This window comes from Nitratidesulfovibrio sp. SRB-5 (assembly GCF_019931275.1).
In the GTDB taxonomy this organism is placed as follows: Bacteria; Desulfobacterota; Desulfovibrionia; order Desulfovibrionales; family Desulfovibrionaceae; genus Cupidesulfovibrio.
Map to the genome: position 1 here is coordinate 824,195 of NZ_JAIOTY010000002.1, position 13,520 is coordinate 837,714.

Annotated in this window: 13 protein-coding genes; 5 read left to right on the plus strand and 8 right to left on the minus strand. The window is 64.0% G+C overall.

Features of this window, described 5'->3' with window-relative positions; translation table 11 throughout:
- Positions 1 to 2: 2 nt before the first annotated feature.
- Together K6142_RS10905 and K6142_RS10910 are read right to left on the minus strand one after the other, a co-directional pair.
- Positions 3 to 941, minus strand: coding sequence for a sulfite exporter TauE/SafE family protein (locus tag K6142_RS10905; protein WP_190244708.1), 939 nt, complete (start codon positions 939 to 941; stop codon positions 3 to 5).
- A 32-nt stretch (positions 942 to 973) separates the two neighbouring features.
- Complete coding sequence (locus tag K6142_RS10910; protein ID WP_190244707.1) at positions 974 to 1,366, minus strand: universal stress protein; 393 nt, start codon at positions 1,364 to 1,366, stop codon at positions 974 to 976.
- A gap of 245 nt (positions 1,367 to 1,611) precedes the next feature.
- On the opposite strand from K6142_RS10910, the gene K6142_RS10915 reads away from it, so the two are divergent.
- Together K6142_RS10915 and K6142_RS10920 are read left to right on the plus strand one after the other, a co-directional pair.
- Positions 1,612 to 3,231 carry an ATP-binding protein gene (locus K6142_RS10915; protein WP_190244706.1) on the plus strand — a complete coding sequence of 540 codons (1,620 nt, stop codon included), beginning with the start codon at positions 1,612 to 1,614 and terminating at the stop codon, positions 3,229 to 3,231.
- Positions 3,231 to 4,577: a sigma-54-dependent transcriptional regulator gene (locus tag K6142_RS10920; protein ID WP_190244705.1), complete on the plus strand. Its 1,347-nt coding sequence runs from the start codon at positions 3,231 to 3,233 to the stop codon at positions 4,575 to 4,577. The genes K6142_RS10915 and K6142_RS10920 overlap by 1 nt, the downstream gene beginning before the upstream one ends.
- A gap of 49 nt (positions 4,578 to 4,626) precedes the next feature.
- Here the strand turns inward: K6142_RS10920 and K6142_RS10925 are convergent, their stop codons facing one another.
- A complete protein-coding gene (locus K6142_RS10925; RefSeq protein ID WP_317846379.1) occupies positions 4,627 to 4,971 on the minus strand; it encodes a DNA/RNA non-specific endonuclease in 345 nt (114 codons plus the stop codon).
- 367 nt (positions 4,972 to 5,338) lie between these two features.
- On the opposite strand from K6142_RS10925, the gene K6142_RS10930 reads away from it, so the two are divergent.
- Positions 5,339 to 5,617: a MucR family transcriptional regulator gene (locus tag K6142_RS10930; RefSeq protein ID WP_190244704.1), complete on the plus strand. Its 279-nt coding sequence runs from the start codon at positions 5,339 to 5,341 to the stop codon at positions 5,615 to 5,617.
- 23 nt (positions 5,618 to 5,640) lie between these two features.
- Here K6142_RS10930 and K6142_RS10935 read toward each other — a convergent pair whose 3' ends face one another.
- The 5 genes from K6142_RS10935 to K6142_RS10955 form a co-directional block, all read right to left on the minus strand.
- A complete protein-coding gene (locus K6142_RS10935; RefSeq protein ID WP_190244703.1) occupies positions 5,641 to 6,999 on the minus strand; it encodes a sigma-54-dependent transcriptional regulator in 1,359 nt (452 codons plus the stop codon).
- On the minus strand, positions 6,996 to 8,513 hold the full coding sequence (locus tag K6142_RS10940) for an ATP-binding protein (protein WP_190244716.1): 1,518 nt from the start codon (positions 8,511 to 8,513) through the stop codon (positions 6,996 to 6,998). The genes K6142_RS10935 and K6142_RS10940 overlap by 4 nt, the downstream gene beginning before the upstream one ends.
- A gap of 2 nt (positions 8,514 to 8,515) precedes the next feature.
- Positions 8,516 to 9,424 carry a phosphate/phosphite/phosphonate ABC transporter substrate-binding protein gene (gene phnD / locus K6142_RS10945; protein WP_190244702.1) on the minus strand — a complete coding sequence of 303 codons (909 nt, stop codon included), beginning with the start codon at positions 9,422 to 9,424 and terminating at the stop codon, positions 8,516 to 8,518.
- Positions 9,425 to 9,927: 503 nt separating this feature from the next.
- Positions 9,928 to 10,371 carry a universal stress protein gene (locus tag K6142_RS10950; protein ID WP_190244701.1) on the minus strand — a complete coding sequence of 148 codons (444 nt, stop codon included), beginning with the start codon at positions 10,369 to 10,371 and terminating at the stop codon, positions 9,928 to 9,930.
- 182 nt (positions 10,372 to 10,553) lie between these two features.
- Positions 10,554 to 11,636, minus strand: a complete 1,083-nt coding sequence (locus tag K6142_RS10955) for a YeiH family protein (RefSeq protein ID WP_190244700.1) — start codon at positions 11,634 to 11,636, stop codon at positions 10,554 to 10,556.
- Positions 11,637 to 12,010: 374 nt separating this feature from the next.
- On the opposite strand from K6142_RS10955, the gene K6142_RS16575 reads away from it, so the two are divergent.
- Together K6142_RS16575 and K6142_RS10960 are read left to right on the plus strand one after the other, a co-directional pair.
- On the plus strand, positions 12,011 to 12,145 hold the full coding sequence (locus tag K6142_RS16575) for a hypothetical protein (protein WP_263284337.1): 135 nt from the start codon (positions 12,011 to 12,013) through the stop codon (positions 12,143 to 12,145).
- A 12-nt stretch (positions 12,146 to 12,157) separates the two neighbouring features.
- A complete protein-coding gene (locus K6142_RS10960; protein ID WP_190244699.1) occupies positions 12,158 to 13,516 on the plus strand; it encodes an ethanolamine ammonia-lyase subunit EutB in 1,359 nt (452 codons plus the stop codon).
- Positions 13,517 to 13,520 lie beyond the last annotated feature (4 nt).

Below are 13,520 nucleotides of genomic sequence, written 5' to 3' on the forward strand. Positions count from 1 at the left end.
GGCTAGTGCCCCCCCGCGTAGGCCAGCAGCACGTCGGGGCGCGCCAGCAGGTCGAAGAGCATCTTGCCCATGACGGCGAGCACCAGCGTGGCCAGCAGGATCTTCAACTGGTCGCCCTGCAGTTTCTTGCCGATGCGCGTGCCCACCTGCGCGCCCACGGACGAGCCGATGAGCAGCAGCAGGGCCAGGATGAAGTCCACGGTGTGGTTTTCGACGGACTGCATGACCGTCACGTTGACGCAGGTGAACAGGATCTGGAACAGGCTGGTGCCCACCACCACGTGCATGGGCATGCGCAGCAGGTAGACCATCACCGGCACCATGATGAACCCGCCGCCCACGCCCATGATGGCGGCCAGCACGCCCACCAGCGCGCCCAGCCCCAGCGGCATGAGCAGCGAAAGACGCACCCCGGAACGGGGGAAGTCCGTCTGCCACGGCATGCTGCGGATGCACCGTTCGTACATCGATTCATCGGTGGGGGCGGGCTTGGACGCGGCCCCGGCGCGGGGCGCCCGCAGCGATTGCAGGCTTTCGAAGAACATGTAGCCGCCCACCAGCCCCAGCATGAGCACGTAGGTGACGTTGATCAGGAAGTCGGCGTTGCCCATGGCGCGCAGCAGCTTGATGATGCGCACGCCCACGCTGCCGCCAGCCACACCGCCCACAAGCAGCAACAGTCCCATTTTGAAATCGACGTTGCCCAGGCGGAAATGGGCCAGCGTGCCGGAGGTGGAGGCCCCCACGATCTGGTTGGAGTCGGATGCGGCGGCAACCGTGGGCGGAATGCCCAGCATGATCAGCAGGGGGGTCATCAGAAAGCCCCCGCCCACGCCGAAGATGCCCGAAAGCAGCCCGACGGCCCCGCCAAGGCCCAGAATGGCGGCGATGTTCACGCTGTTTCCTGCTATGGGCAGGTACATGTGCAGCGGTATGTTCATACGTCAGCCTCGTTGTGGTGCATCAGCGCACGTTATGCACGTTTGGGATTCACGATCTCGACCCGGCACGAAATCCGGTGGCGCAGCGCCTGCAACGCGGATACGGCATGGCCGGTGGCAGCATGATCGATGGGAGCCGCTTCATGAATGAGCAGCGTTATTCCGTGGGTGTTCACGAATGAAACTATGGCGTCTTCGTATCCTCCTTCGGCGATGAAATATTCCACGGGAACTCCTTCGGCCTTGGCCGCGCCCACCAGCAGTTCCAGACGCTGGCGCACTGCACCGCCGGAAGCCCCGGCCCGCGTGCCGTTCACGAACAGCACGTACAGCCTGGCCCGGATGCGCCGGGCCAGCGAACAGCCATGGGCCAGCGCCTCCCAGTGGACGCGGCGTTCGTCGATGCCAACAAGAATGCGTTCCATGCACGACCTCGTGCGGCGCACTAAGCAACCGCGATGCCATGCGGGAACGCATTTTTTTGGTGAGTTGTTCCGGTGTGTTGTCGAAGGGCAGGGCGGAGGAGGGCAGGTTGGACTATTCCATTTTGAACAGCCTGCGCGTAAACATCGTGAAAAATGTTTCAATATGGAAATACGGCAGGGGCCAACGCTCGCGCACTGCGGGAGCTTGCCGTTGTCGTGTTGTCACAACATGCCGGGAATACAGCATGAACAGCCAGAATGATGCGGGCGGGGACAATCTGTCTGCCGCAGCAGGTGCGACATCAGAAACGCGCACGGCTGGCGCATCCGGTGCGGCGGGCGCCCCGCCAACGTCCCCTGCCGCATCCGACAGGGGGGGAAAGGGCTGCGCCCTCGGCTGCCCCCGGCAGTTCTTCCGCTCCATCAAGGGGAAGATATTCATCCTGTTCGCCGTGACGTTCATCTCCATCGGCGCGCTGGCCGCGCTGAACTACTGGAGCCTGTCCACGGTGAGCCAGCGGTTGCTGCTGGGAGAACGCTACGACGACCTCCTGAACAACATCCTGGAGGTGCGCCGCTACGAAAAGAACTACCTGTTCTACCGCGACGCGGGCAGCCTGACGGAAAGCCTGGCCTACCTGGAACGCATCGACGCCCTGACCGCCGAACTGGCCGACGACATGGCCGTGGTTGCCGGGCAGGCCGAACTGGTGCGCTTTCGCGACCTGCTGGCCCGGTACGGCCATTCGGTGCGCACTCTGGTGCAGGGCGGCACGGCCAATCAGGAAGAGTTGCGCACCCTTGGCAAATCGCTCATCGACGAGGCCGACGCCCTGCGCAAACAGAAGCGCGAGCGGGCGCACAAGGCGCTGGAACGCACGCTGGTGCTGCCCCTGGCCTTTCTGGCGGTGTTCCTGCTGCTCATGGTGCTGGTCATCAAGCTCATTTCCACAGGTTTGCTGCGCCCCTTGGACATGGTGGCAGCCACCACGGGCCGGGTGGGGCGCGGCGACTTCAGCCCCATTGCCACCGGGGCGGAGCAACTGAGCGAGATCGCCAGCTTCATCCACGCCTTCAACCGCATGGCGCACGAATTGGCCGTGAATCAGGAGCACCTGTTGCAGGCCCGCAAGATGGCGGCGCTGGGCACCTTTACCGCGGGCATTGCCCACGAGCTGAACAACCCCATCAACAACGTGCTGCTGAGCGCCGAAGGTCTGCGCGAGGACTATGGCGATGCCATAGACGCCGACGGGCAGGAGATGATCGGTGACATCATGCAGCAGGCGGAACGGGCCTCCGACATAGTGCGCAACCTGCTGGACTTTTCGCGCACCGAGCATCCCACCTTCACGGCGCTGCACCCGGTGGACGTCATAGGGTCCACGGTCAGCCTGCTGAAGAATCAGGTGATGTTGTCGGGCATCAGTCTTGCGGTGCACGTGCCCGCCGACCTGCCCATGGTGCGCGGCGACCTGCGCAGCCTGCAGCAGGTGTTCATGAACCTCCTGCTCAACGGCATACAGGCCACGCCGCGCGGCGGCGCGGTGGCCGTGGTGGCCATGGGCGTGCCGCCGGGGCACGTGGCCTTCGAGGTGCGCGATTCCGGCCCGGGCATACCCGAGGAGATTCGCGAGCATATCTTCGAGCCGTTTTTTTCGACCAAGGAGGTGGGCAAGGGCACCGGCCTTGGTCTGGCCGTCACCTACGCGCTGGTCCACAGGCACGAGGGCCGCATAGAAGTGCATGGCGGCGAGGGCAGGGGGGCGGTGTTCACGGTGCTGCTGCCCGTGGCCCGGCCCGGAGGAGACAGGGAGAGCGGCGGCATGATTGACGATACTGCGTTTGAAGAGGGGGATGCCTGATGCTGTTGTTGCGCGTCGCCATCGTTGACGACGAACCCGTGGTTTGCAAACGCCTCAGCCACGCCCTGTTCAAGGAAGGCTACGAGGTGGAGGCGTTCATGAGCGCCCGTTCGTTTCTGGAGGCCATGATCGACCGGCCCTTCGACGTGGTGTTCTCGGACATGCGCCTGCCCGACATGGACGGGCTGGAACTGCTGCCCAAGATCAAGGCCCTGCGGCCCGAGACCGAAGTGGTCATTGTCACCGGGTACGGCAGTATCCAGACTGCCATAGAGGCCATGCGCGAGGGGGCCTTCCATTACGTGACCAAGCCGGTGAACTTCACCGAGATCCGGGCCATTGCCAGGCGGGCGCAGGAAAAGATCGGCATGCGCATGGAAAACGCCCGCCTGCGCGAGGCGCTGCTGGGCAGTTCCGGCCTGTCGTCCATCGTGGGCAACAGCCCGGCCATTCAGGATCTGTTCGCGCTTGTGCGCAAGGTGGCCCCGGTGGACTGCAACGTGCTGATCCAGGGCGAAAGCGGCACCGGCAAGGCGCTGGTGGCGCTGGCCCTGCACCACCTTTCCCCGCGCAAGAACCAGCCGTTCGTCACCTTCAACTGCGGCGGCTTTACCGAGGAACTCATCAGCAGCGAGTTGTTCGGGTACGAGAAGGGGGCCTTCACCGGGGCCAGCGCCAGCAAGGTGGGCCTGCTGGAGGCGGCCAGCGGGGGCACGGTGTTTCTGGACGAGGTGGGCGAGATGCCCCTGTCCATGCAGGTGCGCCTGCTGCATGTGCTGCAGGAGCGGCGCATCCTGCGGGTGGGCGGGACAAAGCCGGTGGAACTGGACATCCGGGTCATCGCCGCCACCAACCGCGACCTGAAGGCGGAGGTGGAAAAGGGCACCTTCCGCGAGGACCTGTTCTTCCGGCTCAACGTGGTCAGCACCACCTTGCCGCGCCTGGCCGACCGGCGCGAGGACATCCCCCTGCTGGTGCGCCATTTCATCGACAAGTACGGCCTGGCCTTCCGCAAGTCGGTGCATGGCATCGACGAGCAGGCCCTGGCTGCCCTGCAGGGGTACAGCTTTCCCGGCAACGTGCGCGAACTGGAAAACATCATCGAACGTGCCGTAGCCCTTACCGACGGCCAGACCATCGGCCTGCTGGATCTGCCGGAGGACATTCGTAATCTGGAGTTCGACACGCTGGAGGGCGACGGCCTGCCTACCTTGGCCGAGGTGGAACGCCGCTACGTGATCAAGATTCTGGAAAAGACGGGCTACAACAAGCGCCTTGCCGCGCAGGTGCTGGGCGTGCCGCGCACCACGCTGTGGCGCAAGTTGAAGGAGTACGGGGTGGAGTAAAGGATATGCTGGCGAGCTACAGTCCACTCCTGCCCTCCCTCCTTCCCCATCACTTCCCCAGCAGCTCCTGCACCAGCGCGCCATCCACCGTGCCTTCCATCCGGTCTTCCACGTCGTCCGGCAGGGTCCAGAAGAAGTCCAGCCCGGCGCGCTGTTCCACATCGCGCACGGATACGGCATCGCTTGCGGCGGGCTTTCGTCCCGGCGTCTCCTGAGCGAAGATGAACGCGGCCACCCGGATGGGGGCGGCGCTGCCCTGCGGCGCGGGAACGGCGATGATGCGCCAGTATCCGCTGGGGATGGTGTGTTCCTCGTCCGCCCCGGGCAGCTTGGGCATTTCGCGCTCGTACAGGGGGCCGGTAAGCACGAAGACGCGCTTGCCGGTCTTCACCACGTAATCGCGTTCCGCCTCTTCCGGCAGTGGCCATGACTGCTGGTTAAGCAGCTACTTCTGCGGGGTGATGTTGCTCATCGCGTTGGTGTCGGCCCAGTGCGACGTGGTGACCGCCATCTGCTTGGTAAAGTCCTGGCCTGAGCGGTGACGACATGAGCAGGGCCACGGCGGCAAGCAGCCAACTGTCCATCCGGAAGCTGCGTGGCATCGGGCACATCTTACTGTTGCGGTGGAAAGGCAAGTATTTCACATCGCAAACGGGGTGCGGTGCCATTATTTTGCGCCTGTCCCTTCGTGGGTGGTCGTGCGCCCCGGCTGCGAACTGTGTGCATGGGCGCACACAGTGCCAGCCATAGTGTGAACATTCGTGCAGAATGTTGGCTGGTTGGCGCAACAATGTATGTGCCTAGAAAATATGCTTAAGGAAACACTGGAACTGGTGAAGGCACAGACAACTGTCCGTGCGATGACTGCTGATGAAATGACAGTCATGGTGAATACGTTGTCCAAAAAACTGCAAGTTTTGTTACAGCCCGTTGCGAAGGCATCCGATGACGCGCCTTCCGCCATTGCGAAGGCAGGTGGTGCGAAGTCCATAGCAACAGCCACTATCAGAAGTGCCGGGCACGTTCCGGTTGGTGCGTGAGCCCGGCAACCTCCCCGGCGGTTCTACAACTTGATGTCCAACTCCTTGAGCTTGAGCCAGAGTTGTTTCCGGGTGATGCCCAGAAGCTCCGCAGCCCGAATTCTTCGCCCCCCCGTTTTTTCCAGCGCCTCAAGGATGCGCTTTTTCTCGAACTGGGCCACCCCGTCGGCCAGATGGACAAATCGGGTTTCCTCCGGTTGCTGCTCCTGGCTTGCCTGCGTGGCGTCGCGGATGCGCTTGGGCAGGTGCCCCACGTGGATCTTGTCTTCGGCGCACAGGATAACCGCGCGTTCAATGGCGTTTCGCAGTTCCCGCACGTTGCCGGGGTAGTCGTAGGCCAGAAGGGCGTTGCGGGCCTGTTCCGAAAACGTGACCTGCCTGTCGTGCTGGGCGCAGAAGCGCCGCAGGAAGCGCTCCGCCAGGAGAGCCACGTCGCCGCCGCGCTCGCGCAGGGGCGGCAGGGTCACGGGCACCACGTTTATGCGATAGTAGAGATCCTCGCGGAAGGTTCCTGCCTCTATGGCCTCCTCAAGGTCGCGGGCCGTGGCGAACACGGTGCGCACATCAACCTTGCGGGGCATGTTGCCCCCTACCGGGGTCACTTCCTGATCCTCCAGCACGCGCAAGAGCTTGGCCTGCACGGCAAGCGGCATCTCTCCCGCCTCGTCGAAAAAGAGCGTTCCCCCGTCGGCGGCCTCGAACTTGCCCTTGCGGGCCTGCTGCGCCCCGGTGAACGCGCCCTTCTCGTGCCCGAAGAGTTCGCTCTCCAGAAGATGCTCCGGCAAGGCCGCGCAGTTTATCTTGATGAAGGGCTTGTCGCGCCGTTTGCTCAGGCGGTGCAGCGCACCGGCCACCAGTTCCTTGCCGGAACCGCTGGGGCCAAGCACCAGCACCGGCACGCAGGATCCGGCGATTGCCCGGATGCGTTCGAACACCTTGAGCATCATCGGGCTTTCGCCGATGAACTCGCCCTCGTCGCGTTCGCCGCGAAGCCTCGCGTTTTCCCGCTTGAGGTCAAGAAACCGGAAGTAGCGCTCAACCGCGATAAGCAGTCCGTCGCGCGGGAAGGGCTTGCACAGAAAGTCGAAGGCCCCGGCCTTGATGGCCTGCACCGCCAGTTCCACCTCCGGAAAGGCGGTGATGAGGATGACCCCCGTGCCGGGATAAAGCTCGCAGATGCCCTCCAGAAGCTCCATTCCGCTCATGCCCGGAAGCCTCAGGTCCGTGATGACCAGGTCGAAGGGGCGTTGCCGCAACAGTTGCTGGGCTTTTTCGGCATCACCAGCGGTGGCTACCTCGTAGCCCGCCTGGGAGAGGGCGTGCTGCATGCCGAGGAGCATGGAGAGTTCGTCTTCGACAAGAAGTACCGAATGCTTGGTCATGGAATGTCCCTTGCGAGAGGCAGGCGGATGACGAAGGTTGCGCCGGTGCTTGAAGCGGGCGTTGCGACGCCCTCTTCCTCGGTCGTGTCCGGTTCCGGTTGGTCCTGAGGCGCAAGCGTCAGCGTGCCGCCATGCCGGGAGACGATGGCAGTGGACACGGCAAGCCCCAGCCCCGTGCCGCTTCCCGAGGGTTTGGTGGTGAAGAACGGATCGAAGATGCGTTCGCGGTGCTCGGGCGCCACGCCCGGTCCCGTGTCGGACACGGTAATGCGCACCTCGTTTTCGACGATCCTGGCGTCCAGGGTCAGGGTTCCCCCGGCGGGCATGGCGTCGGCGCCATTGAGCACCAGATTCAAGATCACCTGCCCCATCTTGTCCGGGTCGATGAAAAGCGGCGGCACGTCCGGTGCCACGTGGCTCACAAGAGCCACGCCTTTCCTCTGAAGGGTGAACTCCACAAGGGCCCGGGAGCTGGCGAACAGGTCCTCGATGCGCGTCTCGCTCACGGCAAGGGGCGAGGGCCGGGCGTAATGCATGAGCTCGCCCACGATGCGTCGAATCTTCTCCAGGCCGTCGTCGATCACCTTCTCATGCTGGCGTCTGGCATCTTCGTCCATGCCGCCAGCGGTGAGGTTGCGAAAGCACAGGATCACCCCGCCCAGGGGGTTGTTGATCTCGTGGGCCACTCCCGAGGCCAGTTGGCCGATGCTGGCCAGCTTCTCGGCCTGGTGCATGCCCTCGATGCTGCGCAGGCGCTCGCGCTCCGCGTCGCGCAGGCGCGCAACCATCCACAGGAAGCTGGCCTGCAGGGCGCCAATCTCGTCCTCTCGGGCCGGCAACTCGCGTATGGGAGCGGTAAGGTCGCCGCGCGCGGTGATGTCGTTCATTGTCCGGGTGAGCGCCGTGAGCGGCCTAGAGAAATGCCTGCCCGCATACCATACCAGGGCCAGCGCCACCAGAAGCATTGCGCCGCTTATGCCCAGCACCTCCGAGCGCAGCGTGCGCAAGCCCTGGTACATGACGTTCAGCGAATAGCCGATGCGGCACGCCCCCCAGCGTTTCGAGCCGATGGTCAGGGGGACCGCGATGTCCAGATGAGGTCCGAGGTCCGCGTTGTCCTTTAGCGTGATGAGCGGTTCGGTCGCGCCAAGGGCGGCCACGGTGGCCTTGTCCGAATGGATTTTGCCGTATTCGCGCAGGTTGTTGTGGGCGATGACGCGTCCTTCGGTGTCGAACACCATGAAGTAGACGATGCGCGCATCCAGCCGCATCACGTCGGCCACGAAATAGTCCAGGTAGTCGGTCATGCCGGTGGAATCCACCATGCCCAGGCTCTCGTAGATGCTGGCGTTGGTGAACAGGACAGATGAAATGCGAGCGATTCCGAGCCCCTGTTGGGTGACGTCGTGCAGAAGAAGGTCCTCTTCGCGCTGTATGGTCACGAAGCTTATGACGCCAATGAACACCGCGATGCAGGGCACGGCGAACAGGATGAACTTGGCCTGCATGCCCATCTTCACGGTTTTTCCTCCGTCCCCGGCTGTTCCTGGGAAGGCAGCCCCAAGCGCGTCTCCATGGCCCGGAAGGCTTCGTACACCGAGGTGTCGACCGTAACGAATCCGTGGCGCAGCACCTCGTTCCATCCGGTGGAGCGGGCGGCCACCTCGGGCGATGCGGGGTCGATGGCCAGCAGGGTCTTGCGAAGGGCTTCCCGCACGGGCTCGGGCACGGCGGCCCGGGCAACTATGATGAAGCCCGGAAACGGCGGCGTGGCCGCCAGCATGCGAAGCCCGGAGCCCAGGTAGCGCATGGCCATGGGTTCGCCCACGGCCCCGGCGTCGTACTCGCCCCGCAGCACGGCTCGGGCAACGGCGTCGTGGGTGCCCAGATTGTTCCAGCGCGAGAAGGAGCCGAGGGTAATGCCATGCTGCTTCAGATAATCCAGCGGAATGAGATAGCTTGCGGTGGAGTCCGGCGAGCCGAAGGCGAAGCGCTTGTCGGCAAGGTCGGCCACGGTGCGGATGTCCTCGCGATCATCGCGCACCACGATGAGGCTGCGGATGGTGGGGGTGCCGTCCACGCCCGTCACGGCGCATATGGGCTCGAGCGGCGTGCGTTCGCGCGCCTGCAGGAAGGTGCGGCCAGCCAGCAGGGCAATGTCCAGGGTACCGGCCTGGAGGCGGTCGACGATGGCCGAGTAGCGCTGCTCCAGTACCAGCTCAAAGCGCCACGGCTGGCGCTCGGAAAGGTAGTCGAGGAAGGGCTGGTACTGCTGGTAGATGACCAGGGGATGGTTCAGCGTGATCACGCCGAACCTGAAAACGCGTCCGGGGGGGGAGTCGTCCGCCAGGGCGCCCGGCGCCGAAAGGCAGAGGGCAAGACAGAGAGAGAGGACGACCAGCGGCGTGGTGAGCATATGGCCCATGGTCAACTCCGGCCCGCGGCGTCGGCGCTGGCCATCAGGTTAGGTTTGAAGGCGGTTGCGGCAGGTCCGGAGGGCCACGCCAGCGCCCTTCATATCTCCCGCGTGCTGACCGCTGAACCCCGCAAGATGTCCGGGCAGGCTCACCCGGGCGCTGAATTCTCCTTCAGGGGCTTCATCGCGAGGGCATTGGTTCTCTGCCACACGCACCACCAGCCCGTTCCTGTGCATGGTGTACCACGCGCTGTCCGAAGCGGGAAAGCAAGGCCGCCATCCCCCTGCATGCGGCCTGACCAGCCATGGACTCATCTGATATTTCGCCGCCAGAATGATGTCCATCCAAAAGGCCCGGGGACTTCGGTGCAGTTGGCGCCATGCTGAATGAACAGGCAGCCCTCTTGCCCAGGAGGCATCACCCGCATTTGGGGCGACGGCATTTCTCTGCCCTGGACGAACCTCTCACCGCAGGCATGGAAAACTCCGGCCAGCGGCCCTGGCGCGAGCCATCATGCCAGTACGGTAACCTTGCTCGGGCATGAGCTGTTCACGGCTTCGGCAAGACGCGCGCCGGTAAATTCCCTGCCCCAGCAGCGTGGGGGCAGGAACACCTCGTCCACGCGGTTTTCGGTGGCGGCTGCCAGTATTTCGCCGAGCGGTTCGCCCCAGCGAACCATCAGCGTGACGTCCACCCCCTGCTCGCGAGCGCGCTGGCGAAACTTCCCGAGCCGGTCCAGGCATTCGCGCTCACCCAGTTCGCGAACGTAGCGCACGAAGCCTTCCTTGTCGCCCTGGGTGGCCAGATGGTCAACCATTCCATAATGCATGAGGTCTTTCTCCACAACATGCACAGCCAAAATGCTGCCACCGTCGTCGTGCGCCAGGGAGATCACGTGGTCCTCCGCCTGCCTTGCCTGCTCCGATCCGTCGCTGCCAAGTAAAATGCGCCTCATTTCATTCTCCTTGAAAAGGCGCGGCCGCCGGACGCTCGTCCGGCGGCCGCCTGGATGAAGGCATGAACTAGGCGATAACCTTGCACAGCGCGATGACCGCGAACCCGAGAAGGACGACGATGGAATCCTGACGGCGAGACTTGGAAATGGACTTGAAGAAAGACATGATTGGCTCCTTTTGATTATTTCATGAAGTAGAGGACGGCGACCAGAGCCAGCACGGCTTTCAGGCCCGCGACGCCAAATCCGAACAGGAAGCCCTTGAGGCCTGCGGCGCGCAGGTCGGAAAGGCGGGTGGTCAGGCCGATGCTGGCAAAGCCCAGAAGGAAGGCCCATTCCATGAACACCTTGGCCACCTTGATCTCGGCCTTGCTCAGCATGCCCATGGTGTTCATGCACACGATGGCGATGAAGCCCAGGATGAACAGGGGGAACTTGTCGCGGATCATCTGCAGCTTGTTGATCTTGACCACTTCGTTGCCCTGCTTGGCCTCCTGCGCCGCGGCCATCAGGGCCAGCATCAGCACCACGAAAGGCAAAAAGATCACCCGGCCGATGTTGTAGATGCCAGCCACCTTCCCGGCTTCCGGGCTGTAGCCGAACCCGGCGGCGAGCACCTGCGCGGAGTTGATGATGCCCACGCCCGCGAAGGCGCCGAACTGCTCGGCGGTCAGGTTGAACAGCCTGCCCACCAGAGGGAATGCCACCAGGGCCAGCAGGCCGAACATCAGGACCACCGCGATGGCATAGGCCATGTCCTCGTTCTTGGCTTTCACCGCCGGGGAGATGGCGATGGTGGCGGAAACGCCGCACACCGACATGCCCGCCGCCAGGCAGGCGCCAAGCGAAGAGGACATGCCAAGCCTGTTGCAGAGCCACATCATGATCAGGGCGGTGCCGAACAGGAACACCGCGATGAACACCAGGGCCTGGCCGCCAACCGACACCAGACCGGCCAGCGAATAGCTGGACCCCATGACCACGATGCCGGTCTTGGTCATGATGGTGGAATAGCGCAGACCCGGCTGGAACACGGCGGGCACGCCCACGGTGTTGCGGATCGCGATGCCTATGATGATGGCCAGGATGAAGTCCTTGAGCGAGAGGTAGGTCTTGAACAGGGGATAGGTTTCAAGAATCGGGGCCACGAAGTTGGCCACAAGGGCCACCGCCGTGATCAGCATCAAGCCGGGCAGGCTTTCGAATATGGCTTGGGCGAATGCCTGCTGCTTTTCAAAGGGTTGCGAAATGACGTTCTCCGACACGGGATCCTCCTGCGTGCTGTGGTATCCCCACCCTAGGCAAGAGTAGTGCCAGAAGGTCATGCGCCGTGATGTCGGATGGTTATGCTGGAGACTTCCCGTGTTGTCCGGCTTTGATGGGCCGAAGGGGAACGCATTGGCAGTTCATGTTCCCATTCGGGAACATGAACTGGTGCTTGCGACAAGAGGAGGATGCGATTTCCCCGGAAGGCCCGCAGCTGGACCGGGGATGCCGAGGAATCTCGACCCTCGGGGGGCGCGGTCCGCTCCATCGGGTGGGGCAGCGCGTCAACGAAGACCCGTACAGGAGGTGTGGCGACAAGCTGCGGAGAATATCGAAAGGCCCCCTACCATTTCCACAACATCCTGATGAGGCCATGGCGCCCAAGGGCGTTACCCCCGGCGACATATACAGCTCCATCGTCCCCATGGTACTCCTCATGCGCATAGGTCTGGTGCCGGTCATGGTCTTCCCGTGCATCGCCATGTTCCTGCCCCGGGTGTTCCTGTAAAGCGAGGCTCCCATGAACGTTCACAGTCCGCTGCGTGAACTTCTGGCCAAGGCGTCCCCCCTGCGTTCGGGGGATGTCCTGGCCGGGGTGGCCGCAGCCAGCGACGAAGAGCGCGTGTGCGCCCAGATGCTGTTGGCCGACGTGCCGCTGAAGCGCTTTCTCGACGAGGCGGTGATCCCCTACGAGGACGACGAGATCACCCGGCTTATCATGGACAGCCACGACGCAGCGGCCTTTGCCCCAGTACGCTCGTATACCGTGGGCCAGTTCCGCGACTGGCTGCTTACCGACGCGGCGAACCATGCCAGCCTGGCCGCGCTTGCCCCCGGCCTGACGCCGGAAATGGTGGCGGCGGCCAGCAAGCTGATGCGCCTGCAGGACCTGGTGCTGGTGGCCTCCAGGTGCCGGGTGGTCACCCGGTTCCGCAACACCATCGGGCTGCCGGGCCACTTTTCTGCCCGCCTGCAACCCAATCACCCCACCGACGACGCGCGCGGCATCCTGGCCTCCACCATCGACGGGCTGTACTACGGCTCGGGCGATGCAGTCATCGGCATCAACCCGGCTTCGGACAGCCTGGATAACATCGCCCGGCTGATGCACCTGCTGGACGAACTCATCGCCCGGTACGAGATACCCACCCAAGGCTGCGTGCTCACCCACGTGACCAGCGCCATGGAGCTCATTCGGCGGGGCGCGCCGCTGGACCTGTGCTTCCAGTCCATCGCCGGGACGGAAAAGGCCAACGCCAGCTTCGGCATCAGCCTGGGCCTGCTGGACGAGGCGTGGCAGGCCACGCTGGAATTGCAGCGCGGCACGCTGGGCGACAACGTGATGTACTTCGAGACGGGGCAGGGCAGCGCGCTTTCGGCCAACGCCCATCACGGCGTGGACCAGCAGACCGTGGAATGCCGGGCCTATGCCGTGGCGCGCCGCTACCGCCCGCTGCTGGTGAACACGGTGGTGGGGTTCATCGGGCCGGAATACCTGTACAACGGCAAGCAGATCATCCGGGCCGGGCTGGAGGACCACTGCTGCGGCAAGTTGCTGGGCCTGCCCATGGGGGTGGACATCTGCTACACCAACCACGCCGACGCGGACCAGGACGACATGGACGCGCTGCTGACCCTGCTGGGCACGGCAGGCTGCAATTTCATCATGGGCGTGCCGGGCGCGGACGACATCATGCTCAACTACCAGTCCACCTCGTTTCACGACGCTGCCTACCTGCGCAAGCTGCTGGGCAGGCGTCCCGCCCCGGAATTCGAGGCCTGGCTGGAACGCATGGGCATCCACGACCGGGACGGCAACCTGCTGCCCCCCGGCGGCGCCCTGCTGGGGCTTGAACAGCGCGTGCGGCAGGACGCCTGAGGAG

What these genes read in the sequence shown, in the direction of transcription:
- phnD (WP_190244702.1), bottom strand. Translation starts at nt 9,424, where the DNA reads ATGGGCCATATGCTCACCACGCCGCTGGTCGTCCTCTCTCTCTGTCTT.
- K6142_RS10910 (WP_190244707.1), bottom strand. Translation starts at nt 1,366, where the DNA reads ATGGAACGCATTCTTGTTGGCATCGACGAACGCCGCGTCCACTGGGAG.
- K6142_RS10940 (WP_190244716.1), bottom strand. Translation starts at nt 8,513, where the DNA reads ATGGGCATGCAGGCCAAGTTCATCCTGTTCGCCGTGCCCTGCATCGCG.
- K6142_RS10960 (WP_190244699.1), top strand. Translation starts at nt 12,158, where the DNA reads ATGAACGTTCACAGTCCGCTGCGTGAACTTCTGGCCAAGGCGTCCCCC.
- K6142_RS16575 (WP_263284337.1), top strand. Translation starts at nt 12,011, where the DNA reads ATGGCGCCCAAGGGCGTTACCCCCGGCGACATATACAGCTCCATCGTC.
- K6142_RS10915 (WP_190244706.1), top strand. Translation starts at nt 1,612, where the DNA reads ATGAACAGCCAGAATGATGCGGGCGGGGACAATCTGTCTGCCGCAGCA.
- K6142_RS10935 (WP_190244703.1), bottom strand. Translation starts at nt 6,999, where the DNA reads ATGACCAAGCATTCGGTACTTCTTGTCGAAGACGAACTCTCCATGCTC.
- K6142_RS10905 (WP_190244708.1), bottom strand. Translation starts at nt 941, where the DNA reads ATGAACATACCGCTGCACATGTACCTGCCCATAGCAGGAAACAGCGTG.
- K6142_RS10950 (WP_190244701.1), bottom strand. Translation starts at nt 10,371, where the DNA reads ATGAGGCGCATTTTACTTGGCAGCGACGGATCGGAGCAGGCAAGGCAG.
- K6142_RS10920 (WP_190244705.1), top strand. Translation starts at nt 3,231, where the DNA reads ATGCTGTTGTTGCGCGTCGCCATCGTTGACGACGAACCCGTGGTTTGC.